The sequence below is a fragment of the Saccharomonospora sp. CUA-673 genome (genome assembly GCF_001942305.1).
In the GTDB taxonomy this organism is placed as follows: domain Bacteria; phylum Actinomycetota; class Actinomycetes; order Mycobacteriales; family Pseudonocardiaceae; genus Prauserella.
On the sequence record NZ_MKKE01000001.1, the window covers coordinates 96376 to 122312 of the forward strand.

Sequence of the window (25937 nt, forward strand, 5' to 3'; positions counted from 1 at the left end):
CAGCAAAGGATGGAAACAGGCCGGTGGAACCGCAGGACTCGCGGTGTCACAGGAGCTTGGCCGGGGTGATGGGCAGGTCGCGGAGGCGTTTGCCCGTCGCGTTGTGGATGGCGTTGGCGACCGCCGCCGCGACGCCGGTGATGCCCACCTCGCCGATGCCGAGCAGGCCCAGCGGCATGGTCGGGTCCGCCTCGTCGAGGTAGGCGATGTCGATCGGCGGGATGTCGGCGTGGACGGGCACGTGGTAGCCCGACAGGCTCGGGTTCATGATCCGGCCGCTGCGCGGGTCCACGTGCGCCTCTTCGGTGAGCGCCATCCCGATGCCCATGACGATCCCGCCACGGAGCTGGCTGACCGCGGTCTTGCGGTTCATGACACGGCCGACGTCGAAGGCGCCCGTCCACCGGGAGACGCGCACCTCGCCGGTGTCGGCATCGACCCGGACCTCGCAGAAGTGCGCGCCACACGCGGCCTTCTGCCATCTGCGCATGTCGCGCATCGTCCTCGCCATGAACCGCGCCTGGCCCACCGCCTTGCCGATCCTGGTGTCCGAGCCGACCGCCGCCTCGATGTAGGGAACCTTCGCGGCGGCGACGACCTCGGCCGGCGTTCGGCCCTCTGTGCCCGAACGCCGCGCCAACGTGTCGAGCCGCCGCGTGAGCTTCCGGCACACCGCGAGCACGCTGGCCGCGACACTCGAGGTCTGCATCGAGCCGCCCGCCATCGCTCCCTCGGGCAGCGCCGAGTCGCCGTACTCGACGTGCACCGCGTCGAACGGCACGCCGAGCGCGTCGGCCGCGATCTGCGCCTGCACGGTCGCCGCGCCGACGCCGATCTCGTGTAGTCCACTGCGGACGGTCACGCTGCCGTCGGCGGCGAGCCGTACGGTCACGTTCGCCGTGAGACGCAGTTGCGGGTGGTACGCCGTCGCCACGCCCGTGCCGACGAGCCAGCGGCCGTCGCGTGTCGTGCCGGGCTCCGGCGAGCGGTCGGCCCAGCCGAAGCGCCGCGCACCCAGCTCGTAGGCCTCACGCAGCATCCGGTGCGAGAACTTCTTGCCGTCGATGGGGTTTCGCTCGGGCTCGTTGCGCATGCGCAGCTCGATCGGGTCGGCGCCCAGCTCATACGCGAGCTCGTCGATCGCCGACTCGAGTGCGAACGACCCGATCGCGTCGCCGGGTGCGCGCAAGGCCGTGTTCGGGATCCAGTCGAGTGTCACCGAGCTCAGTGCGGTGCGGATGTTGGCCACGTCGTAGAGGTGGTTCGCGGGTGTCACGGCGGGTTCCGGCTGACCGCCGACCGGGCTCTTCCTGGTGACAGCGGTGTGTACGAGTGCGGTGAGCTTCCCGTCACGGCCGGCGCCGAGCGCGACCCGCTGAGTCGACGGTGTCCGCGCTCCGACCGTGCGGTAGACGTCCTCGCGGGTGAGTGACAGCCGGACCGGGCGGCCCGTCGCCCGCGCGGCGAGCACCGCGAGGATCACGCCAGGCCAGGCGAACCCCTTGCCGCCGAATCCTCCGCCGACGAACGGCGCCAGCACCCGCACCTTGGCCTCCGGCACCCCGAACCGGAGCGCAAGATGCGTGCGCAGCCACGCCATGTTCTGTGTCGCGTCGTGCACGGTCAGCTCGTCGCCGCGCCACACGGCGGTCGTCGCATGCGGCTCGATCGCGTTGTGGTGGTGCTGCGGCGTCGAGTACTGCGAGTCGACGACGACCGGTGCCGCCGCGAGCGCCGCGTCGGCGTCGCCCTTCTTCGCACCGGTGGGCATGAGCATGTTTCCCTTGTCCAGCACGGCGTTCGGCAGCTCCGCGGAGAAGTCCACCGTGGCGGGAAGACGCTCGTAGGTCACCTCGACGAGCGCGGCCGCCTCGCGTGCGGCGTGGGAATGCTCGGCCACGACGACGGCGACCGGCTGGCCGTCCCAGTGCACCTCGTCGGTGTTGAGGTAGTTGACCTGCGTGCCGGAGATCATCGAGCTCATGTTGACAGGGGAGACGCGCTTCGGCGGGTTGAGCTTCGGCGCATTGTGGTGCGTCAGCACCGCCACCACTCCGGGAAGCGTCTCGGCTGCGGAGGTGTCGATGCGGGTGATCCGGCCACGGCTGACGGTCGCGGTCACCAGTGCCGCGTGGACGAGACCGGCAAGGTCGTGTTCGGCGGCGAAGCGCGCCGCGCCGGTGGTCTTCGCCGGCCCGTCGACGCGGTCGACCGGTGCGCCGACCACGGGCCCACGGGTGGTGTTGTGAGTGCTGGTCATGCGGCGCTCCCGTCTGCGGCATTGTCCCGAAGCTCGCGCAGGGTCGCCACGATCGTGCGGCGTGCGAGCTCGACCTTGAACGCGTTGTCGTGTTGTGGGCTGGCCGCGGCGAGCTCGGACTCGGCGGCGCGGGCGAAGGTCTCCTCGGTGGCGGGTGCGCCGACGAGCAGTCGCTCGGCCTCGGCGGCACGCCACGGGAGTGGCGCCACGCCACCGAGCGCGACGCGAGCGTCGGCGACGGTGCCGCCGTCGAGGCGCAGCGCGGCGGCGACGGAGACGAGCGCGAACGCGTACGAAGCCCGGTCTCGCACCTTGCGGTAACGGGACCGCGGGGTCACGTCGGTAGCGGGCAGCTCGACGGCGGTGATCAGCTCGTCGCGCTCGAGCACGGTCTCGACATGCGGCGTGTCGCCCGGCAGCCGGTACAGCTCCACCACGGGCACACGCCGCGCGCCCCGCGTGCTCTCCACCTCGACGACGGCGTCGAGCGCCGCGAGCGCGACGGCCATGTCCGAGGGGTGCGTCGCGACGCAGTGCTCGCTCACCCCGAGGATCGCCGCGTCGCGCGTGATGCCGCCCAGCGCGCCGCAGCCGCTGCCCGGCTCGCGCTTCGCGCACGGCGACGCGGTGTCGTAGAAGTACGGACATCGCGTGCGCTGCAACAGGTTCCCGCCGACGGTCGCCATGTTGCGCAGCTGCGCCGACGCGCCGTTGAGCACTGCCTGCGAGAGCACGGGGTAGCGCGTACGAACGAGCGGGTGCGCGGCGAGCGCGCTGTTGCGCACGCCGGCTCCGACGCGGACACCGCCGCCGGGCAACTCGTCGACGGCGGTCAGCGGCAGCCGGGTGACGTCGACGACCACGTCCGGCCGCTCGACGTTCTCGCGCATGAGGTCCACGAGGTTCGTGCCGCCGCCGAGGAACTTCGCGCCCGGCCTCTCGGCGACGGTGCGCAGCGCGGTGGTGACGTCCGTGGCCGTCACGTAGTCGAACGTTCTCATCGCACGACCTCCGCGACCGCCTCGACGACCCCGTTGTAGGCGCCGCAGCGGCAGATGTTGCCGCTCATCCGTTCCCGGATCTCCTCGTCGGTCAGCTCCTCGCCCTCGGCCGGCGGGTCCTCGGTGACGGCGCTGGGGATGCCCTCCTTGTGCTCGGCGAGCATCCCGATCGCCGAGCAGATCTGGCCGGAGGTGCAGTAGCCGCACTGGAACCCGTCGTGACGGACGAAGGCCTCCTGCAGCGGATGATCGACGCCTTCGATCGTCGTGATCTCGCGGTCGGCGTACTGCACGGCGAGCGCGAGGCAGGCGTTGATCCGCTCGCCGTCGGCGAGCACCGTGCACGCGCCGCACGCGCCCTGGTCGCAGCCCTTCTTCGTACCGGGCAGCCCGAGGTGCTCGCGCAGGGCGTCGAGCAGGCTGACCTGCGGGGGGATGTCGAGCCGTCGGTCGGCCCCGTTGACGCGCAAGCGCACCTCGGCCATCGCGGTCTCCTTCGTCGTGGTGGATGTACCGCAAAGTTAACAGAACGCTGTACCGTTAACAAGAGTACGGCGTTCCTCTAACTGGTTACCTATACTCCGCTGAGACATGACTCAGGAAACGTTCGTACGGGCAAGGCGTCCGGAACAGAAGCGGCAGCGCCGCGAGGCGATCCTCGCGGCGGCGGAGGAGCTCGCGCTCGAACGCGGTGTGCGCGACGTCAGCCTCGGCGACATCGCCAAACGGGTGGGCTTCGCGAAGTCGAACGTGGTGCGTTACTTCGGCACCCGCGAGGAGATCTACCTCGAGCTCTCGCTGGTCCACGGACGGCAATGGGTCGACGAGGTCAAGCGGCGGCTCCCGCGCGAGGGGATCGTCGACGCGCTCGTCGAGCCGCTCGGCGAAAGACCACTGCTGTGCGACCTGATCAGCCAGGGCGGCACGTCGCTCGAGCACAACGTCGGGGTGGAGGCGGCGGCGGAGTTCAAACGCACCATGCATGGGCTGACCGCCGAGCTGGCGGTGGCGATCGCGGAGTGCTCCGCCGAGCTCACCGACGCCGAGGCGAGCGAGGTGGTCACGGCGGCGGCCGCGTTCGCGATGGCGTTCTACCCGGCCGCGAACCCGCCGCCGACACTGCGCGAGGCCTACGACCGCCATCCCGAGCTGGCCGGAATGCAGGTGGAGTTCGTGCCCGCGACGAAGCGGGCGGTAGCCGCACTCCTCGCGGGTATTCCGACGTTGCGGTGAACGCCGGAAGACGCCCCACCGGTGCACGTCCTTGGAGTGCCCCCGACGGGATTCGAACCCGCACTTGATCGATTTTAAGTCGACTGCCTCTGCCGGTTGGGCTACGGGGGCTCCTGCAGCTTATGCCCCTCGGCTCCCCGATCGTGGCCACCCCGGTAACGAAACCGCAGGTACGGAGGTCACGAAAATGAAAACCGGCCCCACACCCCGATTGCATGGTGGTGCGGGGCCGGTCTCCCGGCGGAGTTGTTCGCGGGTCAGGACTTGGACGCGCGGGTGAACTCTTCCTTCGGGTTGTTGATCTGCCCGAGGGCGATGGTTTCGCGGCGGAACAGACCGCCGAGCGCCCAGTCGAGGAGGATGCGGACCTTGCGGTTGAAGGTCGGCATCGCCTTGACGTGGTAGGCCCGGTGGAACAGCCACGCGGGGAAGCCCTTGATCTTCATGTTCATCGCGTCGGCGACGCCCTTGTGCAGGCCGAGACCGGCGACCGCGCCGAGGTTCTTGTGGTAGTAGTCCGTCGGCTTGCCACTACGCAGCGAGGCGATGATGTTCTTCGACAGGTGCCTGGCCTGCCGCACCGCGTGCTGCGCGTTCGGCGGGCACGTCGCCGTCGGGTCCTCCTCGGTCCGCGACAGGTCCGGCACGGCCGCGACGTCACCGGCGGTCCACACGTCCGAGTGCCCCACGACGTTCAACGCCGCCGTCGCCTCGAGCCGGCCCCGCTTGTCGATGGGCAGGTCGGACTGCGCGACGACCGGGTTGGCCTTCACGCCGGCCGTCCAGATGATGGTGTCGCTGTCGAACTCGGTGCCGTCGGACAGCACGACCCGGCCGTTCTCGAACGACTTCGCCGCCGTCGACAGGTACACCTCGATGCCACGCTTCTCGAGCTGCTCGACCGTCCACACGCCGAGGGTGTCGCGCACCTCCGGCAGGATCCGGCCGGCCGCCTCGACGAGCACCCACCGGACGTCCTCCGGATCGATGTTCGGGTAGTAGCGCGTGGCGAACCGGGTCATGTCCTCGAGCTCGGCGAGTGCCTCGATGCCGGCGAACCCGCCGCCGACGACGGTGAACGTCAGCAACCGCTTGCGCAGGTCGGGGTCCAGCGTGCTGGAGGCCTCGTCGAGCTTGGTCATCACGTGGTTGCGCAGGTAGATGGCCTCGCCGACGGTCTTGATGCCAATGCCCTGCTCGGCCAGACCGGGGATCGGCAGCAGCCGCGGCACGGAGCCGAGCGCGACGATGAGGACGTCGTAGCCCAGCTGCTCGATGTGCCCGTCGGCGGCCTCGACCGTCACGGTCTTGCGCTCGTTCTCGATCTTGTTCACCCGGGCGGTGAGGACGTGGCAGCGTCGGAGCACCCGGCGCAACGGAACCACGACATGCCGGGGCTCGATGGACCCGGCAGCCGCCTCCGGAAGGAACGGCTGATAGGTCATGTGCGGTTGCGGATCGACGATCGTCACGGACGCCTCGTTGGCGCGGAGCTTCTTCTGAAGACCCAGCGCCGTGTAGAGGCCGACGTACCCACCGCCGAGAATGAGGATCCTCGTCGGTTCCGACTTGACTGCCATGAGTTCAGTTTCCCACTAACCGGCAACCCCCACCCACCGGGCCAGCCAGGTGTGATCGGTGTCGCCGACTTCTCGCAAACGATTCAGTTGACAACGACTTCACAGCGTCCTACCCCGTACGCAGTCCAAACGCAACACCTGTCGCCGACATTCGGCTGATTACTCACACCTTCGCCGACCCGATGAGGTCAGCGTTGACATGCAGCCGCACGGCTGCGTATCTTAGGCAGCCAAACGGTTACCTTTTCCTGATTGCGATCACGCCCCATGGACCCGGTCTTCAAGGCGTTGGCCGACCCCAGCAGGCGCCGCCTGCTCGACCGCCTCAACGCCCACAACGGACAGCGCCTGCGCGAACTGTGCGAGGGCCTCGACATGGCGCGCCAATCCGTGAGCAAACACCTCGCCGTACTCGAGGACGCCGGGCTCGTCACGACCGTCCGGCACGGCAGGGAGAAGCTCCACTACCTCGACGCCGCACCGATCAACGCGATCGCCGACCGCTGGCTCAGCCGCTACGACCGCCGGCGCGCCGAGGCGCTCGCCGACCTCACCCGCGCATTGGAGGCATCACCGATGAGCAACGACGATTTCGTCTACACGACCTTCATCAGGACCACGCCCGAACAGTTGTGGCGCGCCCTCACCGATCCGGCGTTCACGCGCCGCTACTGGGGAATCGAGTTCGACACCGACTGGCAGCCGGGTTCGCCCATGGTCTGGGAGGAGCACGGGAACCGCACTGTCGACCCGGAACAACGCGTCCTCGAGGCCGAGCCGTACCGCAAGCTCTCCTACACGTGGCACACGCCCACGGAGGAATGGGCGGCCGGCGCCGGCATCGACGCCGACACACTGGCCACCCTCGTCGCCGAACGCCGGTCGAAGGTCACGTTCGAGATCGAGCCGCTGGGCGACCTGGTCAAGCTCACCGTCGTGCACGACGACTTCCCCGAGGGCAGCACGATGCAGCAGATGGTGAGCAACGGCTGGCCGCATCTGCTGTCGGATCTGAAAACGCTGCTCGAGACCGGCGAGACCCTGCCCGCCGTCCCCGCTGACGCGCGCGGGGTTGAGGTGAGGGCCCCGGATCCCGCCGGCGACGCGAGATGCCAACACGGCGACGCGAGTTGCTGACACGCCCGCGTGAATTGCTGACACGGCGACGTGGGGTGCTGACACGGCGACGGGTTACGGGAGGTCGGCCAGGTGTCTTGCCTGGTTCAGGACGTCGCGCAGCATGGCCGGGGTGAGACGTCCGGTGAAGGTGTTCTGCTGGCTCACGTGGTAGCAGCCGACCACGTGCAGGGGCGCCGGGCCGGCGAGTTCGACGTGCGCGGCGTGGCCGAACGCCGGGCGTGGGCGCGGCACCTCCCAGCCCGCCCGCGCGAGGATCGGCAACAACGCCTGCCAGCCGAAACCGCCGAGCACCACGATCGCGCGCATCGTCGGCGCGAGCAGGTCGAGCTCCTCGGCCAGCCAGCCGCCGCACGTGTCGCGTTCGGCCGGCGTGGGTTTGTTGGCGGGCGGCGCGCAGTGCACCGGCGAGGTGATGCGCGTGCCGTGCAGCGTCAACCCGTCGTCGGCGTGGGTCGAGGTCGGCTGCGAGGCCAGGCCGACGTCGTACAGCGCCCGGTACAGCACGTCGCCGGAGCGGTCGCCGGTGAACATCCGGCCCGTGCGGTTGGCGCCGTGCGCGGCGGGCGCCAGTCCGACGATCACCAGCCGCGCGTCGGTGGGCCCGAACCCGGGCACGGGCCTGCCCCAGTACGTCTCGTCGGCGTACGCGGCACGTTTGGTCGCCGCGACGTGCTCCCGCCACTCCACGAGCCGCGGGCACGCACGGCAGTCGATCAGCTCCCGGTCGAGGTCAGCGAGTGTGCGCACCACGCGGCACAGTCTCCCGCGCCAGGCGTTCCACCGCGTCGGCGGCACGCTCGACACCGCCCTGCGCGCGCACCTCGGCGCGCAGCTCCCGCGCCCGGCCGGTCTTGCCGGTCGCCTCGTCGACGGCCGCGCGCAGGGTCGCAGCGTCCCACGGCTCCGCGGGCAGCACCCCGGCGCCGACCGCGACGAGCGTGTCGGCGTTCAGCGGCTGGTCGACGGCCTGCGGCAGCAGCACGGTCGGCACGCCGAACCACAGCGACTCGGCGGCGCTGCCCATGCCGGCGTGGCTGACGAAGACCGCCGCGTGCTCCAGCACGTCCAGCTGCGGCCGGCTGCGCTCCGCCGTCACCCCGTCCGGCAGCGGGCCCAACGCGGCCGGGTCGACCTTGCCCGTCGCGAGCACCACGCGGTACTCGCCGGACAGCCCGTCGATGCAGGCGCGGTAGATGTCGGGCTGGTCGGTGTAGGCGGTGCCGAGGGCGACGTAGACGAGCGGGCGGTCGTCGCCCGGTTCGGGCGTCCAGCCGGTGCGGCGGGCCGGGTCGACGCACGGGCCGGCGAAGACGTACCGATCGGCCACCCGGTCGGCGTTCGGCTGCAGCACCCGCGGGATCAGCACGACGCACGCGGGCGGCGTCTCGAGGAACTCGTCGGCATCGACGTCCATGCCGTTCTCGTCGAGCCACGCGCGCACGGTCGCGAAGTAGCGCGCACCGGACGCCGACTCCTTCAGCTGCGTCTTGAACTCGGCCATCTCCTCGGCCATGCCCTCCCACGCGACGTACGCGGTGGACAGCTGCACGGCGGGCACGTCCCAGTGGTGCGCGGCGACCCGCCCTGCGAAACCGCCGATGTCGTAGAGCACCGCGTCCGGCCGGTCGAGCTCGCGCAGCACGGGCAGCGCGGTCATCGCGTCGTCGAGGAACACCTGCATCGCCGCGCCGGTGTCCTCGGGCCAGTGTTCGTCGGCCTCCGGCATCACCGATTCGTGGGTGACGACGTCCGCGCCGGTCGCGGCGACGAGGTCGGCCAGCCGCTCGCCGACGACGTAGGTGACGCGGTGCCCGCGGGCGACGAGCTCGGCGATCAGTCCGAGACCCGGGTAGACGTGGCTGGGCGCGGTCACGCCGACCATCACGAGATGCATGCCGGCATCCTGTCAGCGGACGCGGCGAACCGCGCGCCGATTTTCCCGGCGGCCCGGCGGGTGCTCGGCATAGGTTGTAGGCATGCCAGACACGCCTGACACAGTCGACAGCAAGCCCGACCCCGACGGCGCCGCGTCCCCGGCCGAGCCGGTCGACGACCTCGTCACCACGCAGCACTCGATCACCATCAAGCGCCGCAAGCTCGCCTACACGGCGCAGACCGGCCGGGTCGTGCTGCGCAAGGAGGTCCTCACCGACGGCACGTTCGACGGCCACAAGCCGAAGGCCGAGGTGTACGTCACCGCCTACACGCTGGACGGCGCCGATCCGACGACGCGTCCCGTCACGTTCGCCTTCAACGGCGGGCCCGGTTCGTCGAGCATCTGGCTCCACATGGGCGTGCTCGGGCCGCGCCGGGTCGTGTCCGGCGACGTCGACGCGCCCGAACCGCCGCCGTACCGGCTCGTCGACAACCCCGACACGTTGCTGGCGCACAGCGACCTCGTGTTCATCGATCCGGTGTCCACCGGCTACTCCCGCGCCGCAGACGGCGAGAAGCCCGGCGACTACCACGGTTTCAACCCGGACGTGGAGTCCGTCGGCGAGATCATCCGGCTGTGGACCTCGCGCAACCAGCGGTGGTTGTCGCCCAAGTTCGTGGCCGGTGAGTCGTACGGCACGCTGCGCGCGGCCGCGCTCGCCGCGCATCTGCAGAGCCGGCACGGGCTGTACCTGAACGGTCTGCTGCTGATCTCGTCGGTGCTCGACATGGGCACGATCCGGTTCACCGAGGGCAACGACCTTCCCTACAGCCTCTTCGTGCGACGTACGCAGCGATCGCGCACTACCACGGCAAGCACGGCGACCGGGAGCTCGGCGACGTGTTGGCCGAGGCCGAGGAGTTCGCGTCGAACACGTTGCCGTGGGCGTTGCAGCGCGGTGCGCGCCTGGACCCCGACGAGCGCGCCGAGGTCGTCGCCAAGCTGGCCGAGCTGACGGGCCTGTCGGAGTCGTATGTGGACAGGGTGAACCTGCGCATCGAGCACGTGCGGTTCTTCACCGAGCTGCTGCGCGACGAGGGGCTGGTCACCGGCCGCATGGACGGCCGGTTCACCACCTGGGAGCCCGACGGCGGGCGGGAGCACATGAGCGACGACGCGTCGATCTCGCGCATCATCGGCGCCTACTCGGCCGCGTTCAACCACTACGTGCGTGCCGAGCTCGAGTACGTCAGCGACCTGCCGTACGAGATCCTGTCGATCGACGTGAACAAGGCCTGGTCGTACTCGGACTTCGAGGGCCGCGCCGTGTCCGTTGTGGACTCGCTCAGCGGCGCGATGCGCGAGAACCCGCACCTGAAGGTGCACGTCGCACTCGGCCACTACGACGGCGCGACGCCGTACTACGCAGCCGAGCACGTCATCGCCCAGCTCCGCATCCCCGCCGACCTGCAGTCCAATGTGGAAACGGCGTACTACCCCGCCGGGCACATGATGTACGTGCACGACGCCTCGCGGGTCCAGCAAGGCAAGGACCTCGGCGAGTTCGTCAAGTCGGCCTCCAATCGCTGACCCGGTGGCGAGGGCTCGCCACCGGCGACTCGCCACCGGCACTGCACCGTCCGGCGTCACGGCCACGCGCCGCGGCGCCGGACGGCTGCCGTCAGGTGAAGCCGCGCCACCTCACAGCAGTGGTTCTCCGGTGTCCGGCAACGGTCTCCAGACTCGACATGAACGCGGGCCGGTACTGCCCGCCCACTTCCACGCAATCAATCGCACGCCGAAATTGCTTCCTCGGAAGATTCTGTTTTCGTAGATTAAAGCGGCCTCATTGACAGTTCACGTCACAGGTTATTGAATGCGCCGGATCGAATGGGTTTTAATTCCACGTCTACGCGCCGAATAGGTGAAGGGACCCCACCGTGCGCAGTCATGACGCGCTCACCGTCGACGTGCCGGACGCCGCAGCCCCCGCGGCTGCTTGCGTGGCCACACTCGAGGTCGACACGGACGGACCGCACGCGGACACCGCGTGGATCGTGCCCGTGGGACACGCCCCGCGGGAACCGATCGAGTGCTTCGCCGTGCCCGACGCGCGACGTGGGACGAATGGGCCCGAGCCGTCGACGCCGTTCTGGCCGAGACCGGATGGACACGCACCGGACGGTTCGTGCGCAGCGGGCCGACGGTGACCGCACGTCTCGTGCGCACCGCCACCGCGACGCCCGAGCACGGTGTCGCCTCTCGACGCCGGGTTGTCCAGCGCTGACGTAGGACTCACGACGCCGACACCACGAGCGGGAGGAGAACTGTGAACCCCGACTACCAGGCTGCTGTGCGGACGATCCGGGAGCTGTGCCGCACACCGGCCGCCGTCGATTCCCTCGCGAGTATCCAGCAGGACGCGACACCGCCGACGATCGTCGTGTGCCTCGACACCGAGACGTACGGCTCGGCGATCGAGCGTGCCCGACTCCACGATCCGCCGGTGGTGCTGGTGATGTACCGCCCGGGAAGTGGCCGCGTCTGCGCCATCCGCCCCGACGATCTGACCGGCGACGAACGGCCGGATTTCTGGAACGACCCCCTGGCGGCGATCATCGCCTCGGGCTGGGTGGCGGTGGCCGACCTGCCGCCGACCGAGTTCGACGACAGCGTCCTGACGACGTAGCTGGACTCGCAACAGCTCAGCTGCCGTCCAGGCGCCGGATCACGCGGGCCGGATTGCCCGCGGCGAACGTGTGGTCGGGCACGTCCCGCACGACGACACTGCCCGCACCGATCACCGTGTTCTCACCGATCGTCACGCCGGGGCAGACGATCACACCACCGCCGAGCCAGGTGTTCTCGCCGATGGTGATGGGCGCGGGCCGTTCCCAGCCGGCACGTCGTCGCTCGTGGTCCTCCATCGGATGCAACGCCGTGAGCAGCTGTGCACGCGGCCCTATCCGAACGTCCTCGGCAACCGTGATGGGCGCGTCGTCCATGAAGATCGCATCGCTGTTGACGAAGGCGTTCGCACCGAGCCGGATCTGCGTCCCGTAGCTGCACCGGAACGGCGGCTCGACCACGGCGCCCGCGCGAGCGAGGCGACCAGCTCGGTGAGGACGGCACGCCTGAGGGCGTCGTCGGCGGCGTCCGCGGCGTTGAACCGGTCGACGAGCCGGCGGCACCGGCGGCGGTCCTCGACGAGTTCCGGCTCGTCGAGGTACCACTCCCCGCGGAGCATGCGCTCCTTGTGTTCGCCCACGGCCGAGCGTTCAGGCCAGGGAGAGGGCGATGCCGTCGAGGATGTCCTTCTCGCTGACGACGAGGCGGTCCGGGCCGCCGCGCTGGGCGAGTTCGTCGGCGAGCGTCTGCACCACCAGTGCGCCGCCGCCGATGACGTCGACCCGGCCCGGGTGGATCACCGGGTTCGCGGCGCGCGCGTCGTGGTCGGCGGCGAGCAGTTCGGCCGTGACGCGGTCGAGCGTCGCCCGCGTCATGGTCGACAGGTGCGTGGCCTGCGAGTCGTACTCGGGCAGGTTCTGCGCCACCGCCGACAGCGTCGTCACCGTGCCGGCGACGCCGATCCACGTCTGCGCCTTCGCCACGTCGACCACGTCGAACGCCCCGGTCAGCACCTCGCGCGCGAGCCCGCGTGCGGCCTCGACGTCGGCGTCGGTCGGCGGGTCGGTCGGCAACGCCCGCTCGGTGATGCGCACACAGCCGATGTCCACCGACTTCGCACCGAGGATCTCCGCCCGCGCGCCGTCCCACGTGCCCAGCACGAGCTCGGTCGACCCGCCGCCGACGTCGGCCACCAGGAACGGGCCGTCGTCCGGGTCCTGCTCGCCGACCGCGCCGGTGAACGACAGCCGCGCCTCCTCGTCACCCGTGATGACCTCGGCCTCCACCCCGAGCACCTCGCGGGTCATCGCGAAGAACTCGTCGCGGTTCTCGGCGTCGCGGGTCGCCGACGTCGCCACCATGCGCACCTGCTCGGCGCCCTTGCGCCGCGCGGCGACCGTGTACGCCGCCAGCGCCTCCCTGGTGCGTTCGAGCGCCTCGGGCGCGAGCCGCCCGGTCGCGTCGACGCCCTGACCGAGTCGCACGACCCGCATCTCCCGATGCAGGTCACGTAGGTCGACGCTGCCGTCGTGGCGGCGGGTCAGCTCGGCGACGAGCAGACGGATCGAGTTGGTTCCACAGTCGATGGCGGCTACGCGGGGCATGCCCCAACACTAATCGACCCTCAGCGCTCCTCGTGGCGAGCCGCCGGGGCCGTCGCCGTGCCCTCGCCGTCCTTCGGCCGGTCGGCAGGCTCCTCGTCCCAGCACTCCTCGGGGTTCTCGACCTCGTCGCCGGGTTCGTCCGAATCCGGCGGGCAGTAACACGGTGGCAGCTCGTCCGAGGTCGCCGATTCGCTCTCGGCACCGTCCTCCTCCGGCCACACGCACCACTCCGGCTCGTTCTCGTCCTCCTCCGGCGGCGTGCCGTCCTCCGGCGGCGTGCCGTCCTCCGGCGGCGTGGTGTCGTCCGGCGGCGTGGTGTCGTCCGGCGGGGTCGTCCCGTCCGGCGGCGGTGTCTCGTCATCCGGGTGCGTGGGGTTCGGGCGGTCGGGCCGGTTCGGGTCGTCGACCGGCGGCCGCGACTGATCGCCACCGCCACCGTTGTTGCCGTTGCCACCGTTACCGGGGCCGTTGCCACCGTTACCGGGGCCGCCGTTGCCGGGCCGTTGCCGCCGTTACCGGGCCGTTGCCGCCGTTGCCACCGTTGCCGGGGCCGCCGGGGCGCTGACCGTCCGGGGAGTTGTGGCCCGGTGCGGCGACGGCGTCCGGGTTCGACGTCTCGGGCGGCGCGGGGCGGGCCGGGGCCGCCACGACCTGCGGCGGTGCGCCGAGCGACACGTCGCTGTCCGGGATGGGCAGCGCGCCGGTGCGGTAGGCCTCGGCCCAGCGGATCACCGTCGCGACGTAGGAGCTCGAGTTGTTGTAGCGGTGCAGTGCGCCGCGCAGCTGGTTGTCGTCGCGCAGGTTCGAGCTGCCCGCGCACAGGTAGCGCCCCGCTGCGAGCGTCGCGTCGTGGATGTTGTTCGGGTCGGCCTGGCCGCTGCCGGTGCCGTCGGCGCCGAACGCCTGCCACGTCGCCGGGATGAACTGCATCGGGCCGACCGCGCGGTCCCACACGGGGTCGCCGTCGAGTCGGCCGCCGTCGGTGTCGCGGATCGCGGCGACGCCCGGGCCGCCGTCGAGCACCGGCCCGAGGATGCGCTCCCTGGTGGTGCCGTCGGCGTCGACGAAACCACCGCGTGCATGGTTCGACTCGATCCGGCCGACGCTCGCCAGCAGGGCCCAGTCGACGCCGCAGTCGGGCGATTCGGCCGCCAACCGGTCGGCGGCCTGACGGTACGCCGCGAGCATGCTGCCCGGGATGCCCAACGGGCCGCCGGCCGCGGGCATGTCGGCGAGAAGAGTCTCGGGTTGGGGCGGTGTCGGCAGGCTTCCGTTGACGGCGACCTGCTCCGTGTCGCCGGCACCCGCGCCTACCGGTTGCCGGTCGGACGGGTCTCGAAGGCCGCGGCCCCCATCGCTCGATAGTCCTGTTCGGACCGATCAGCGAGCAGTGCCGCCGGCGTCACCGCCAGTGCGGCCGCCAAGGCGACCGACGCGACCTTCTCGGAGAACCGGACTCTGCGCGGTCTGTCCACGCGCCCCTCCTCGCACAACCGAACGACCGGTGCCGCCGTGTCACCGTGTCGAGGCCAGAGTGCCCGTTGGGACGCGTGCTCACACGCAAACGCCGATGTTCGCGCGAGATTGATCCGGACGGGCTACCCCTGAGCACCCTGATCGTCGGCGTCGGCATGCCCGGCCGCGCAGGGGCCGTTCGGCCAGCCGAGTTCGGCCAGCAGCTCCAACGTCTCGTCCCCGAAAGGGTTCACACCAGCGCCGCGGGCCAACGTGTGCGCGAGGTGGACGTGCAGACACTTGACCCGGCGCGGCATTCCGCCTGCGCTGACCTCGTGGCCCAACGGGTCGATGGCGTCGCGTTCGGCGAGGTACTGGGTGTGCGCATGCTCGTACGCCGCCGCCAGTTCGGGATCCTGCTCGAGCCGCTCGGTCATCTCGCGCATGACGCCGCGGGCCTCGAGCCCGCCGACGAGGGACGTGAGGTTCGAACAGGTCAGGTAGTAGAGGGTCGGGAACGGCGTGCCGTCCTCGAGCCGCGGACTGGTCTGCACGACGCTCGGATGCCCGCTGGGACACCGCGCGGCGACCGCCCGCAGAGCCCGTGGCGGGCGGCCCAACTGCTCGGCGATGATCGCCTTGTCCGCCTCGGTCACGGGCTCGAAGTCGGTGCTATTCACGCTCGGTCACGCCATCCCACAAGTTCTCGTACCACGCCGCATCACTGTGCGGCTGTTCGTCGCCGCGCAGCGGGCGGCTCTCGTCGCCCCGGTCCCCGGGGAGCTGCACGATGTACGGCGTCTCCCCCGGAGTCACATAACGCAGTCTGCGCTTGGCCTCGGCCTCGACCTGCGCCGGGTCCGACAACTCGGCCTTGCGTTCCTCGAGCTGCTCGACCTGCTGGCGCAACTGCTGCTGCCGGGCCTCCTGCTCGGACACCTCGGCCTGCTGCGACAGGTACGTCCGCAGCGGCACCGCGATCGTGAACGCGAGCGCGCACACCACGATCGCGACGATCGCGGCCCGCCGGGTCGTCGACATACCGAGCACCTTCGCGGCGCCCGCCGTGCGCTTGGCAGCGGCCGAACGGCGCAGGGACGACCTGCGGTCGCCGCTCCGCCTGGTGCGTTGCGGCGACCGCACGTCGCGGGGAGCCGAGCCGCGTGCTCGGCTCCCGCCGCGTCGCGTCCGCGTTCTCCCCCGTTCGGCCACGGTGCGCCTCAGCCCTCCGGCGTGAACCGCGGGAACGCGAGGTCGCCCGAGTAGCGGGCCGCGTCCCCGAGGGTCTCCTCGATGCGGAGCAGCTGGTTGTACTTGGCCACGCGCTCGCTCCGGGCCGGGGCGCCGGTCTTGATCTGGCCGACGCCGGTGGCGACGGCAAGGTCGGCGATCGTCGTGTCCTCGGTCTCGCCGGAACGGTGGCTCATCATCGACTTGTAGCCGTAGGAGGTGGCCAGCGACACCGCGTCGAGCGTCTCCGACAGCGTGCCGATCTGGTTGACCTTCACCAGCAGCGCATTCGCGGCGCGGCGGGAGATGCCCTCCTCGAGCCGGTCCGGGTTGGTGACGAACAGGTCGTCGCCGACGAGCTGCACCTTGTCGCCGAGCTGCTCGGTCAGCGTGACCCAGCCGTCCCAGTCGTCCTCCGACAGCGGGTCCTCGATCGACACCAGGGGGTACGCCGCGGCGAGCTCGGCGTAGTAGGCACTCATGTCCTCGGCGGTGCGCTTCTGGCCCTCGAAGGTGTAGACGCCGTCGGAGTGGAACTCGGTCGCGGCGACGTCGAGTGCCAGCGCGATGTCGCGGCCCGGGGTGTACCCGGCCTTGCCGATCGCCTCGACGATCAGGTCCAGGGCCTCACGGTTGTTCGACAGGCTGGGCGCGAACCCGCCCTCGTCACCGAGGCCCGTACCCAGGCCGCGGGACTTCAGCACCGACTTCAGCGCGTGGTAGGTCTCGGTGCCCCAGCGCAGCGCCTCCCGGAACGACTCCGCGCCGATCGGGGCGATCATGAACTCCTGGATGTCCACGTCGGTGTCGGCGTGCTCACCGCCGTTGAGGATGTTCATCATCGGCACCGGCAGCACGTGCGCGTTCGGACCGCCGAGGTAGCGGAACAGCTCCAGGTCGGCCGAGTCGGCCGCGGCCTTCGCGACGGCCAGCGAGACGCCGAGGATGGCGTTCGCACCCAGCCGGGACTTGTCCGGCGTGCCGTCGAGGTCCAACAGCTTCTGGTCGACGATGCGCTGGTCGACGGCGTCGACGCCCGACAGGTCGGGGCCGATCTCGTCCAGTACGGCGGCCACGGCCCGCTCGACGCCCTTGCCGCCGTAGCGACCGGCGTCGCCGTCCCGCAGCTCCACCGCCTCGTGCTCACCGGTCGACGCACCCGACGGCACCGCGGCACGCGCCAACGTGCCGTCGTCGAGGGCCACCTCCACCTCGACGGTCGGGTTGCCGCGAGAGTCGAGAATCTCGCGCGCGCCTACCTGCTCGATCACGGCCACACTTGCTCCTCACCCGGTTGTGTCGACTTGACGTGCATGCCGACATGCCTGAGACATGACGGCACCCAACGTAGTCGCGTCGAGGGCAGCGTATCGGGCGTCGTAGGTCACCCGTTGGAGGCACGCGCGAGCGCGACGTGCGAAGAGTGACTTTTCCGGCCCACGTGGCGCATGTCTCAGGACTCGGACGCGGGTGCCGGCGTTCCGGGCGCCGTGTCGGTCGTGTCCGAGCCGACGCCGTCGGCTCCGTCGGCGCTCGCGGCGGTGTCTGCGCTGTCGGCACTGTCGGCGGTGCTCGCGGAGTCGGAGTCGCCGCTGCGGATCTGCCGCCAGCCGGCGGGCAGCTCGGCCGTGTCGGAGATGTGCTGCCAGAACGTCCAGCTGTTGCCGCCGATGTCCTGCACCGTGAACAGCCGCGCCCCGTACGGCTGGTCCTGCGGACGGGACACCTCGACCGTCTCGCCGACGGCCTCGCTGACCCGCTCGTACTGCACGTCGACGTCGTCGACGTACACCACGTTGAGCTGGCCGACGGGTCCATCGACCCCCTTGGCCGGCCAGTACTCGTCGCCGACACCCGCCAGGTGGATGTCGGAACCGCCCGCGCTCAACGTCGCCTGGAACACCTCGCCCGCCGCGTCGACGTAACGGACCTTCTCGGTGAACCCGAGGACGCGGGTGAGCCACTCCACCGCCTCGGTGGCGTCCGTGTAGTAAAGGTACGGCGCAATGCCCAGGTACCTCGGGTCATCGCCCTTCATCACTGGGTCGCTCATGGCGCGCAAGTCCACCACACGAATGAGCGCGGCTTGTCGCGCCCCCGCCCACGGCATGTCGGTCCGCGTACTGCGCCACCAGGTTGATCTTCGGCGGCCGGAGGCTGTCAAGGGGTCGATTAGCACGCAGGACGCGGGTACCGTCGCTGAACCATGGGTGAGTCGACGCCATCGAATCCACCTCCGGCAGGGCCCTCGGCCTCGTCCGACCGGCCGCGCCCGATGCCGGTGAAGCCCGTGTCCACGCCTTCCGCCAGGCCGAGGCACTCGTGAAACGGCGTCGCCCGCTCGACGCGCTCCAGGCCCTGCAACCCGTGCTCGAGGCGGAGGCCGACAAGCCCAGCGTCCAGCTCCTCGCCGGCCGCGCCTACTTCCACTCGGCGCAGCTGCGGCGGGCCGAGCACGCCCTGGGCAGGGTGCTCGAACACGATCCGTCCGACCACTACGCACGCTTCGTGCTCGGCAAGACCCTGCAGCGGCTGGGTCGCCTCGCCGAGGCGCTCGGCCAGTTGCGAATGGCCTCGGCGATGCATCCGCAGCCCGAGTACCAGGACGCCATCGGCGAGGTCTCGGCGAGACTGGCGCTGCACGGAACCTGACGGGTCCGAGCGCCCTCAGCGGTCGGCGGGCATCCGCCGGCCGTAGATGTCGGCCCGGGTGGCGACCTCACGGCCGTAGCTCTCGGCCGGGTCCTCGTCGGGTCCGTTCCCGGCGTCCGGTGCCGGGCCGGCTCCGTGGTGGACGCGCACGGCCTCCCACCAGCCGTCCACGCTCGAGAGGTCGCGCCCCTGCCCGCACAGCAGCCGCGCGGCGGTGAGTGCGGCGTCGTCGACGTCCTGCGGGTCGGGCGGCCGGCCGTCCCTGGTCGCCCGGTCGGCCGCGTTCTCCCAGTGCTCGGGCAGGAAGCCGAGCGGGCCGAGTTTGCGGTCCCAGGTGACGTCTCCGTCGAGCAGGCCGTTGTCGGTGTCGGCGACCTCGGCGCGGCCGCGCGTGCCGTCGAGGGGCGGACCGACGATCGGTTCGGCGGGACGTCCGTCGGCGCGGATCGGCGTCCCGGATCCGCCCTCGCCGTGCCGTGTCTCGACGTAGCCGATGGCCGCGAGGGTGCTCCAGGACAGGTGGCAGTCGGGTTCGCCGCCGCGCAGCCACATCTCCGCGCGCCCGTAGGCGGCCGCCGCGCGGGCCGGCACTCCCGTCGCCCGTTCCACCTGCCGGGACCAGTCGTCGAGTTCCTGTTCGTCGGAGACCTGCTTGCGGTCGACCGGCGCCTCGGCGGCCGCGGCCGGCAGCGTGCGGTGGAGCGCCGGAGGCGACTCCTCGGGTGCCGGTTCGCGAGTGCCCGGTTCGGCGGCGGGCTCCTCGTCACGCTCCGTGCCGACGGTGAAGACGAGGATCAACCCGGTCGCGATGAGCGCGAACGTGAGGGCCAACCGCGACCGTGCGGGACCGGGCAGCGGCCACGACCATCCACCACGAGTACCCGGGGTAGCAGACGAAGGGCGTTCGCTCACTCGGTCAGGTTACGGGTGCGGCGTCGGCCAGAACTCCCGCCATCCGTCGGCATCCAGTTCGGCCGGATCGCGGCCCGCCTCGCGGGCCGCCGCCTCCGCCGCCCGCAGCTGCTCGGCGAAGTCCTTCGCGACCGCGCGCAGCGCACCCTCCGGGTCGACGCCCGTGCGCGAGGCGGCCGCGGCGATGCGGAACAACCGCGCGCCCTCGCCCTCCTCCGCGGGCAGCAGGTCGAACGGGACGCCCGCCCGCCCGGTGCGTTGACCGAGTTTGCCGGCGAGCGCGGCCGCGGGCTGTCCCAGCGCGACACCGTCCACAAGCGACTCGCGCTGTTTCTCCCGCTGCTTCAGATCCTCCCAGCGGAGCGCCTGGTGCTCGGGCGAGTCCACCTGCTCCGCGCCGGCGAACAGGTGCGGATGCCGGCCGACCATCTTGTCCACGAGGTTCCGGGCGACGTCGTCGACGTCGAAGGGGTCGCCGTCGTGCTCGGCGGCGACCCTGGCGTGGAACAGCACCTGCAGCAGGACGTCGCCGAGTTCCTCGCGCATGGCGGGACGATCCTGCTGTTCGAGCGCCTCGAGGAGTTCGTAGGTCTCCTCGATCAGGTAGCGGCGCAGCGACTCGTGCGTCTGCGCCCCGTCCCACGGGCAGCCGCCGGGCGAACGCAGGCGGTCCATGACCTCCACCGCCCGCGACAACGGCGGGACCGACGCCTCGATCACGGTGGCACCGGCCGCGATCAGCGCGGCGGCGCCGGGTTCGTGCGCCCCGGAGGCCACGAGCACGACCCCGCTCTGGCGGGTCAGCTCATCCGGATGCGGCGCCGGTTTGGCATCGAGCGCCACGCGGAGCGAATCGGGAAGACCCGGGGCGGCGTAGACGTTCTCGGCGGCGCGCACGACTCCCAACGCCGCGGCAGGGAGGGAATCCGGCAGTGCCGGACTGCAGAGGACTACCGTCGCGGATCGCCAGGTCATGACTGCACGGTACGTGACCGCAGCAGCGTGCCCGTCAACTCGTCCTCGTTCGGAGCCGGCGCGAGCGCCGCCTCGTCCCACACGCCGTACCGCGGATTGAGGCGCACGCCCACGTCCTCCGCAATGGGCTGGAGCATGCGGAGCCCGGCGAAGTACAGGAACTCCGGATTCACCTGCCCCGGCAGCGGTTCCGCCGCACCCGAGACCGTCCGGTCGGACACCAGGCCGACGAGCCACCCGGCCTGCTGCCGGCTCGGCTGGATGACGACGACCGTGCCCTCCTGGGCGCGAACACGGCGGTCGTGGCGAGTTCGGGGTCGCTCTGCAGTGCCTCCGCGAAGTCGAGCTGCTCGTCGACGAGCTGGTGGCCCTCCTGCCGGACCACCTGCTGCGCACGCTCCGGGTCCTGCGCGATGCGCTCACCGAGCGCGGTGGCCTGGTCCTTCGCGCTGTTGCCCGGCTCGTCCTGGGTGATCACCGTGCCGGTGAGCTCCACCGAGAGCCTGCCGACGTACTTCTCCGCCAGCTGCTGGAGCATGACCTGGTCGTAGGCGAGGTCGTGGACCCGCTCCGGGGCCACGCCGGCCGTGCGCGCGATCTCCGCGGCCCCACCGCTGCCCTCGACGAGCTGGTCGATCTCGCCCTCGTTCGGCCGCAGCCCCTCCCGCTGGACGGCGATCTCGGTCAGCTCGTGCACGATCCGTCCGCGCACCACCTCGCGCGCGTGCAGATCGAGCTTGCGCTGCCCCTGTGCCTCCCGCACCTGCGGCACGTTGTCGAGCAACCAGTCGACCTCCTGCTGCACGCCGTCGAGCGGCACGGAGCGCTCGCCGACGATCGCGGCGGAGGTGACCTGACTGGGCCCGGTGCCGCACCCGGCCAGAACGGCGATGGCGGCAGCGGCGGTGAACAACGCGGCGGGACGACGCATGATCCGGATCACAGACCGTACCTTCGCACACACCCCGCCGCCCTGTACAACGATCACACCGGTACGTCGATCAGACCGTCGCGGGCTGCTGCGTCATCGACGTCAGCAGGTTGTGACACCAGTCGATGAGCGCCTCGTCCCGCAACGGCGGTGCGCCGATCCGGCCACCGGCCGGCCCCTCGGTGGGTTTCGGCACCGACACCGTGTGCGTGACGGCCTTGTACGTCGCCTTGGGGTACAGCCGCTTGAGCCGCACCAGCTGCGAATCGGCCAACGGCATCGGGGTGAAGCGGATGGTGTTGCCCTGCACGGTCACCTCGGTCACGCCCGCCCTGCGGCACGCCTGGCGGAACGCCGCGACAGCCAACAGCCGCCGCACCGGTTCCGGCGGTTGGCCGTAGCGGTCCACCAGCTCCTCGAGCACACCGTCCAGTTCGGACTGATCGGTGGCCGCCGCGATCTTCCGGTACGCCTCGAGGCGCAGTCGTTCGCCCGGTACGTAGTCGTGCGGCAGGTGCGCGTCGACCGGAAGGTCCACCCGCACCTCGGTCGGCGCCTCGTCCTCGACGGGCTCGGCGCCCGCGCTCCGGCGGAACACGTCGACGGCCTCGCCCACCAGCCGGACGTACAGGTCGAAGCCCACGCCCGCGATGTGCCCGGACTGTTCCTCGCCGAGGATGTTGCCCGCGCCGCGGATCTCCAGGTCCTTCATCGCCACCGCCATCCCGGCGCCGAGTTCGGTGTTCTGCGCGATCGTCGCGAGCCGGTCGTGCGCCGTCTCGGTCAACGGTTTCTCCGGCGGATACAGGAAGTAGGCGTACCCGCGCTCGCGCCCGCGACCCACGCGCCCGCGCAACTGGTGCAGCTGGGCGAGGCCGAGCATGTCGCCGCGTTCGACGATGAGCGTGTTGGCGTTGGAGATGTCCAGACCGGTCTCGACGATCGTCGTGCACACGAGCACGTCGAAGTCGCGCCCCCAGAACCCCTCGATGATCTGCTCGAGCCGGTGCTCGGGCATCTGGCCGTGGGCGGTGACGACCCGCGCCTCGGGCACCAGTTCCCGCAGCCGCTTGGCCGCCTTCTCGATCGACGACACCCGGTTGTGCACGAAGAAGACCTGCCCGTCGCGCAACAACTCGCGGCGCAGCGCCGCCGCGACCTGCTTGTCGTCGTAGGAGCCGACGTAGGTCAGGATCGGGTGTCGATCCTCGGGCGGGGTGAGGATCGTCGACATCTCGCGGATGCCCGCCATGCTCATCTCGAGCGTGCGCGGGATGGGCGTCGCCGACATCGTCAACACGTCGACGTGCGTGCGCAGCGCCTTGATGTGCTCCTTGTGCTCGACGCCGAACCGCTGCTCCTCGTCGACGATGACGAGACCGAGATCCTTGTAGCGCACCCCGGTCTGCAACAGCCGGTGCGTGCCGATCACGATGTCGACCTCGCCCGCGGCCAGTTCCGCCAACGTCTTGTCGGCGTCGGCCTGCTCGGTGAACCGCGACATCCCGCGGATCGTCACCGGGAACGCGCTCATCCGCTCGGTGAAGGTGTTCAGGTGCTGCTGCGCGAGCAGTGTCGTCGGCACGAGCACCACGACCTGCTTGCCGTCCTGGACCGCCTTGAACGCGGCGCGCACCGCGATCTCGGTCTTGCCGTAGCCGACGTCGCCGCAGATCACCCGGTCCATCGGGACGCTGCGTTCCATGTCGGCCTTGACCTCGTCGATGGCCGCGAGCTGATCGTTGGTCTCCACGAACGGGAACGCGTCCTCGAGTTCGCGCTGCCACGGGGTGTCCGGTCCGAACGCGTGCCCGGGCGCCGCCTGCCGGGCGGCGTAGAGCTGCACCAGTTCGGCGGCGATCTCCTTGACGGCCTTGCGCGCCTTGGCCTTCGTGTTCTTCCAGTCCGAGCCGCCGAGTTTGTTCAGCGTCGGCAGCTCGCCGCCGACGTACCGCGACACCTCGTCGAGCTGATCGGTCGGCACGAACAGCCGGTCGCCGGGGTGGCCGCGCTTCGAGGCCGCGTACTCGAGCACCAGGTACTCACGGGTGGCGCCGCCGATGGTGCGCTGCACCATCTCGACGAACTTGCCGATGCCGTGCTGATCGTGGACCACGTAGTCGCCGGCCTTCAGCGCCAACGGGTCCACGGCGTTGCGCCGCCGCGACGGCATCTTCGTGTTCAGATCGCGCCCGGACCGGGCGACACTCGCACCGCGGCCGGTGATGTCGGACTCGCTGAGCACCACCAACGCGCTCCCCGGAGCGACGAACCCGTCGGTGATCGCACCGCACGTGACGGTGACGACCCCGGGCTTCGGCTGCTCGGCGAGACTGTCCACATAGGTCGCAGGCACCTCGCCGGACGACAGCTGCTCGACGGCGCGCTGCGCGGTGCCGCTGCCGGCGACGACCACCACGGCCGCGCCGCCCGCCGCGGTGTGCGCGCGCAGATCGGTGACGACCTTGTCCAGTTCGCCGTGATACCCGGGGACGCCGTCGATGCCGACGTGCACCACGTCGTCCTCGCTCGTCAGCTGCGACAACGTCCACCAGCAACGACCGGAATCGGTGGCATGCGTACGGATCTCGCCGAGTCCGCGGTACGCCGAGGCGCCGAGGTCGATCGGGGCGCGGCCGCCGTCGGCCGCCGTCGTCCACGACGCCTCGAGGAACTCCTGGCCCGTGCGCACCAGATCGGCGGCCCGCGCGCGGATCTTCTCCGGATCGCTCAGCACGATGTGCGTGCCCTCGGGCATCGCGTCGGTGAGCAGTTCCAGCTCGCCGTCGCACAGGACCGGGATCAACGCCTCCATGCCCTCGGACGGGATGCCGCCGGCAAGCTTGGTGAGGATCTCGGCGAGCTGCGCGTCCGCGGCGTGCTCCTCGGCGAGCTCGGCCGCCCTCGCCTTGACGTCGTCGGTGAGCAGCAGTTCCCGGCACGGCGGGGCGGTGGCCTGGCCGACCTCCGACTCCTCGCCCGGCAGCGAACGCTGGTCCGACACCGAGAACGTGCGGATCTCGCTGACCTCGTCGCCCCAGAACTCGATCCGGTGCGGATGGTCGTCGGTGGGGGCGAACACGTCGAGGATGCCGCCTCGCACCGCGAACTCGCCGCGCTTCTCGACCATGTCGACGCGCGTGTAGGCCAGTTCCACCAGCCGCTCGAGCACGCCCTCGAAGTCCTGCTCCTCCCCGACCCGCAGGTCGACGGGCGCCAACGAGCCCAGACCGGGTGCGAGCGGCTGGATCAGGCTCCGCACGGTCGACACCACGACCCGCAGACCGTCCTGGTTCGGCCGGGCCAACCGGTGCAGCACCGACAGTCGCTTGCCGACGGTGTCGGCCCGCGGCGAGAGCCGTTCGTGCGGCAACGTCTCCCACGACGGGAAATCCGTCACCACGTCCTCGCCGAGCAGGCTGCCCAGCGCGGCCGTCAGCTCCTCGGCCTCACGGCCGGTCGCGGTGACCGCCAGTACCGGCCTGCCCGCGCCCTCGTCGGAGGCCAGCGCGCCGAGCACGAGCTGCCGGGTCGCGGGGGCACCGTCGAGATCGACGAGCGGTGCGCCGGCACGCTCGGCGACCGCACGCAGCGCGGGATCGGGCAGGACGGCCGACAGGAGGCCGGCCAACATCGGCTGGGACACGGGAAGACTCCCCCTGTACGGGAACGCACGGACAGACCCGTGCCCGGGAAAATGTGGGCACAGGTCCGGTGGGTGCTCGAGCTTGTGGGTTGTGCGTCCAGCCTACGTCGTGGCCGGCCGGTCTCACTCGGCGACGCGCAACTTCGGCTTGTGCTCCAGGTGCGACAGGCCGTTCCACGCGAGGTTCACCAGATGCGCGGCGACCTCGTCGCGCTTGGGCTTGTGCGCGTCGAGCCACCACTGTCCGGTCAACGCGACCATGCCGACCAGCGCCTGCGCGTACAGCGGGGCCAGCTTGCCGTCGTAGCCGCGCGCCGAGAACTCCTCGCCGAAGATGTGTTCGACCTGGCTGGCGATGTCATTGAGCAGCGTGGAGAACGTTCCCGTCGAACTGGCCACCGGCGAGTCGCGCACGAGGATCCGGAAACCCTCGTGCGACTCGTCGACATAGCTCAGCAACGCGATCGCGGCCTGCTCGAGCATCACCCGCGGATGTCCGCCGTGGAGGCTGGAGACCATGCGGTCGAGGATCGTCTGCGCCTCCCGGTCGACGACGACCGCGTAGACGCCTTCCTTACCGCCGAAATGCTCGTACACGACCGGTTTCGACACGTTCGCGCGGCGGGCGATCTCCTCGACGGACGTGCCGTCGTACCCCTTCTCCGCGAAGAGCGTGCGAGCCACGTTCAGCAGCTGCTGCCGGCGCTCGGTACCCGTCATCCTCACTCGCGCCATCCCGGAAGCCCCCGGAGCTCCGCCGACCCCGGGGCGCCGGCTGCGTCACCCTGAGCGTTCGCCGCAGCCGCCGCTTCCC

The 25937-nt window shown here is 70.8% G+C and carries 25 protein-coding genes, 1 tRNA gene and 2 pseudogenes; 6 read left to right on the forward strand and 22 right to left on the reverse strand.

The features are described from left to right. Window positions 1–46 precede the first annotated feature (46 nt). From BJF85_RS00550 to BJF85_RS00560, 3 genes are read right to left on the reverse strand one after another with little or no spacing between them, the layout of a single operon-like run. Window positions 47–2260: a xanthine dehydrogenase family protein molybdopterin-binding subunit gene (locus BJF85_RS00550; protein WP_075845282.1), complete on the reverse strand. Its 2214-nt coding sequence runs from the start codon at window positions 2258–2260 to the stop codon at window positions 47–49. Further along, window positions 2257–3261, reverse strand: a complete 1005-nt coding sequence (locus tag BJF85_RS00555) for a xanthine dehydrogenase family protein subunit M (RefSeq protein WP_075845283.1) — start codon at window positions 3259–3261, stop codon at window positions 2257–2259. Before BJF85_RS00555 ends, BJF85_RS00550 begins: the two co-directional genes overlap by 4 nt. Further along, entirely contained in the window at window positions 3258–3746 is a 489-nt protein-coding gene (locus BJF85_RS00560) for a 2Fe-2S iron-sulfur cluster-binding protein (protein ID WP_075845284.1), read from the reverse strand. The genes BJF85_RS00555 and BJF85_RS00560 overlap by 4 nt, the downstream gene beginning before the upstream one ends. Before the next feature lie 106 nt (window positions 3747–3852). Between BJF85_RS00560 and BJF85_RS00565 the strand changes: the two genes are divergently transcribed. Further along, entirely contained in the window at window positions 3853–4494 is a 642-nt protein-coding gene (locus tag BJF85_RS00565) for a TetR/AcrR family transcriptional regulator (protein WP_075845285.1), read from the forward strand. Window positions 4495–4531: 37 nt separating this feature from the next. On the opposite strand, the gene BJF85_RS00570 is transcribed toward BJF85_RS00565, so the two are convergent. Continuing rightward, window positions 4532–4605: transfer RNA gene (locus BJF85_RS00570), tRNA-Leu, on the reverse strand. Window positions 4606–4751: 146 nt separating this feature from the next. Continuing rightward, window positions 4752–6074 carry an NAD(P)/FAD-dependent oxidoreductase gene (locus BJF85_RS00575; RefSeq protein WP_075845286.1) on the reverse strand — a complete coding sequence of 441 codons (1323 nt, stop codon included), beginning with the start codon at window positions 6072–6074 and terminating at the stop codon, window positions 4752–4754. 267 nt (window positions 6075–6341) lie between these two features. Here BJF85_RS00575 and BJF85_RS00580 point away from each other — a divergent pair, with 267 nt between their 5' ends. Next, window positions 6342–7211 carry a metalloregulator ArsR/SmtB family transcription factor gene (locus BJF85_RS00580; protein ID WP_083665808.1) on the forward strand — a complete coding sequence of 290 codons (870 nt, stop codon included), beginning with the start codon at window positions 6342–6344 and terminating at the stop codon, window positions 7209–7211. Between the two features lie 54 nt (window positions 7212–7265). Here BJF85_RS00580 and BJF85_RS00585 read toward each other — a convergent pair whose 3' ends face one another. Both BJF85_RS00585 and BJF85_RS00590 read right to left on the reverse strand, forming a co-directional pair. Then, complete coding sequence (locus BJF85_RS00585; RefSeq protein ID WP_255375287.1) at window positions 7266–7964, reverse strand: uracil-DNA glycosylase; 699 nt, start codon at window positions 7962–7964, stop codon at window positions 7266–7268. Continuing rightward, window positions 7945–9108 carry a macrolide family glycosyltransferase gene (locus tag BJF85_RS00590; protein ID WP_075845287.1) on the reverse strand — a complete coding sequence of 388 codons (1164 nt, stop codon included), beginning with the start codon at window positions 9106–9108 and terminating at the stop codon, window positions 7945–7947. Before BJF85_RS00590 ends, BJF85_RS00585 begins: the two co-directional genes overlap by 20 nt. Before the next feature lie 82 nt (window positions 9109–9190). On the opposite strand from BJF85_RS00590, the pseudogene BJF85_RS00595 reads away from it, so the two are divergent. From BJF85_RS00595 to BJF85_RS00605, 3 genes and pseudogenes are all read left to right on the forward strand, one after another. Continuing rightward, a pseudogene (locus tag BJF85_RS00595) lies at window positions 9191–10680 on the forward strand (S10 family peptidase). Between the two features lie 350 nt (window positions 10681–11030). Then, window positions 11031–11300 carry a hypothetical protein gene (locus BJF85_RS27800; protein ID WP_158056726.1) on the forward strand — a complete coding sequence of 90 codons (270 nt, stop codon included), beginning with the start codon at window positions 11031–11033 and terminating at the stop codon, window positions 11298–11300. Between the two features lie 119 nt (window positions 11301–11419). Then, on the forward strand, window positions 11420–11779 hold the full coding sequence (locus tag BJF85_RS00605) for a hypothetical protein (protein ID WP_075845289.1): 360 nt from the start codon (window positions 11420–11422) through the stop codon (window positions 11777–11779). A gap of 16 nt (window positions 11780–11795) precedes the next feature. Here the strand turns inward: BJF85_RS00605 and BJF85_RS30855 are convergent. The 9 genes and pseudogenes from BJF85_RS30855 to BJF85_RS00645 all read right to left on the reverse strand — a co-directional run bounded on the left by BJF85_RS30855 (window position 11796) and on the right by BJF85_RS00645 (window position 18060). Beyond that, window positions 11796–12358 (reverse strand): annotated as a pseudogene (locus BJF85_RS30855) (sugar O-acetyltransferase). Window positions 12359–12368: 10 nt separating this feature from the next. After that, window positions 12369–13322, reverse strand: a complete 954-nt coding sequence (locus BJF85_RS00615; RefSeq protein WP_075845290.1) for a Ppx/GppA phosphatase family protein — start codon at window positions 13320–13322, stop codon at window positions 12369–12371. 20 nt (window positions 13323–13342) lie between these two features. Then, complete coding sequence (locus BJF85_RS00620; RefSeq protein ID WP_075845291.1) at window positions 13343–13543, reverse strand: hypothetical protein; 201 nt, start codon at window positions 13541–13543, stop codon at window positions 13343–13345. A 256-nt stretch (window positions 13544–13799) separates the two neighbouring features. Continuing rightward, window positions 13800–14549: a lytic transglycosylase domain-containing protein gene (locus BJF85_RS00625; protein ID WP_075845292.1), complete on the reverse strand. Its 750-nt coding sequence runs from the start codon at window positions 14547–14549 to the stop codon at window positions 13800–13802. An 83-nt stretch (window positions 14550–14632) separates the two neighbouring features. Continuing rightward, a complete protein-coding gene (locus tag BJF85_RS27805) occupies window positions 14633–14797 on the reverse strand; it encodes a hypothetical protein (RefSeq protein ID WP_158056730.1) in 165 nt (54 codons plus the stop codon). Between the two features lie 123 nt (window positions 14798–14920). Next, on the reverse strand, window positions 14921–15457 hold the full coding sequence (locus BJF85_RS00630; protein ID WP_075845293.1) for a DUF501 domain-containing protein: 537 nt from the start codon (window positions 15455–15457) through the stop codon (window positions 14921–14923). Then, window positions 15450–15818: a septum formation initiator family protein gene (locus BJF85_RS00635; RefSeq protein WP_187346842.1), complete on the reverse strand. Its 369-nt coding sequence runs from the start codon at window positions 15816–15818 to the stop codon at window positions 15450–15452. Before BJF85_RS00635 ends, BJF85_RS00630 begins: the two co-directional genes overlap by 8 nt. 179 nt (window positions 15819–15997) lie before the next feature. Further along, window positions 15998–17284, reverse strand: a complete 1287-nt coding sequence (eno, locus tag BJF85_RS00640; RefSeq protein WP_075845295.1) for a phosphopyruvate hydratase — start codon at window positions 17282–17284, stop codon at window positions 15998–16000. Window positions 17285–17460: 176 nt separating this feature from the next. Beyond that, a complete protein-coding gene (locus BJF85_RS00645; protein ID WP_255375288.1) occupies window positions 17461–18060 on the reverse strand; it encodes a VOC family protein in 600 nt (199 codons plus the stop codon). Window positions 18061–18230: 170 nt separating this feature from the next. On the opposite strand from BJF85_RS00645, the gene BJF85_RS00650 reads away from it, so the two are divergent. Next, window positions 18231–18659: a tetratricopeptide repeat protein gene (locus tag BJF85_RS00650; protein WP_075845296.1), complete on the forward strand. Its 429-nt coding sequence runs from the start codon at window positions 18231–18233 to the stop codon at window positions 18657–18659. Between the two features lie 15 nt (window positions 18660–18674). On the opposite strand, the gene BJF85_RS00655 is transcribed toward BJF85_RS00650, so the two are convergent. From BJF85_RS00655 to BJF85_RS00675, 6 genes are all read right to left on the reverse strand, one after another. Continuing rightward, window positions 18675–19490 (reverse strand): murein transglycosylase, encoded by an 816-nt coding sequence (locus tag BJF85_RS00655; protein ID WP_255375289.1) that lies wholly within the window; start codon window positions 19488–19490, stop codon window positions 18675–18677. Window positions 19491–19580: 90 nt separating this feature from the next. Continuing rightward, complete coding sequence (locus BJF85_RS00660; RefSeq protein ID WP_075845297.1) at window positions 19581–20546, reverse strand: MazG family protein; 966 nt, start codon at window positions 20544–20546, stop codon at window positions 19581–19583. After that, complete coding sequence (locus BJF85_RS29330) at window positions 20543–20767, reverse strand: hypothetical protein (RefSeq protein ID WP_083665810.1); 225 nt, start codon at window positions 20765–20767, stop codon at window positions 20543–20545. Before BJF85_RS29330 ends, BJF85_RS00660 begins: the two co-directional genes overlap by 4 nt. Next, a complete protein-coding gene (locus tag BJF85_RS00665) occupies window positions 20716–21489 on the reverse strand; it encodes a hypothetical protein (protein WP_083665811.1) in 774 nt (257 codons plus the stop codon). The genes BJF85_RS29330 and BJF85_RS00665 overlap by 52 nt, the downstream gene beginning before the upstream one ends. 58 nt (window positions 21490–21547) lie before the next feature. Beyond that, complete coding sequence (gene mfd, locus BJF85_RS00670) at window positions 21548–25111, reverse strand: transcription-repair coupling factor (RefSeq protein WP_075845298.1); 3564 nt, start codon at window positions 25109–25111, stop codon at window positions 21548–21550. 135 nt (window positions 25112–25246) lie between these two features. Next, window positions 25247–25843, reverse strand: coding sequence for a TetR/AcrR family transcriptional regulator (locus BJF85_RS00675; RefSeq protein WP_030531646.1), 597 nt, complete (start codon window positions 25841–25843; stop codon window positions 25247–25249). Window positions 25844–25937 lie beyond the last annotated feature (94 nt).

Excerpts from the sequence above, each read along its gene's own strand:
- BJF85_RS00675 (WP_030531646.1), bottom strand. The coding sequence starts at position 25,843 with ATGACGGGTACCGAGCGCCGGCAGCAGCTGCTGAACGTGGCTCGCACG.
- BJF85_RS00615 (WP_075845290.1), bottom strand. The coding sequence starts at position 13,322 with ATGCCCCGCGTAGCCGCCATCGACTGTGGAACCAACTCGATCCGTCTG.
- BJF85_RS00575 (WP_075845286.1), bottom strand. The coding sequence starts at position 6,074 with ATGGCAGTCAAGTCGGAACCGACGAGGATCCTCATTCTCGGCGGTGGG.
- BJF85_RS00660 (WP_075845297.1), bottom strand. The coding sequence starts at position 20,546 with ATGACCTGGCGATCCGCGACGGTAGTCCTCTGCAGTCCGGCACTGCCG.
- mfd (WP_075845298.1), bottom strand. The coding sequence starts at position 25,111 with ATGTTGGCCGGCCTCCTGTCGGCCGTCCTGCCCGATCCCGCGCTGCGT.
- BJF85_RS00645 (WP_255375288.1), bottom strand. The coding sequence starts at position 18,060 with ATGAGCGACCCAGTGATGAAGGGCGATGACCCGAGGTACCTGGGCATT.
- BJF85_RS00550 (WP_075845282.1), bottom strand. The coding sequence starts at position 2,260 with ATGACCAGCACTCACAACACCACCCGTGGGCCCGTGGTCGGCGCACCG.
- BJF85_RS00560 (WP_075845284.1), bottom strand. The coding sequence starts at position 3,746 with ATGGCCGAGGTGCGCTTGCGCGTCAACGGGGCCGACCGACGGCTCGAC.
- BJF85_RS00580 (WP_083665808.1), top strand. The coding sequence starts at position 6,342 with ATGGACCCGGTCTTCAAGGCGTTGGCCGACCCCAGCAGGCGCCGCCTG.
- BJF85_RS00625 (WP_075845292.1), bottom strand. The coding sequence starts at position 14,549 with ATGCCCGCGGCCGGCGGCCCGTTGGGCATCCCGGGCAGCATGCTCGCG.
- BJF85_RS00635 (WP_187346842.1), bottom strand. The coding sequence starts at position 15,818 with ATGTCGACGACCCGGCGGGCCGCGATCGTCGCGATCGTGGTGTGCGCG.
- BJF85_RS00590 (WP_075845287.1), bottom strand. The coding sequence starts at position 9,108 with ATGCATCTCGTGATGGTCGGCGTGACCGCGCCCAGCCACGTCTACCCG.
- BJF85_RS00565 (WP_075845285.1), top strand. The coding sequence starts at position 3,853 with ATGACTCAGGAAACGTTCGTACGGGCAAGGCGTCCGGAACAGAAGCGG.
- BJF85_RS00555 (WP_075845283.1), bottom strand. The coding sequence starts at position 3,261 with ATGAGAACGTTCGACTACGTGACGGCCACGGACGTCACCACCGCGCTG.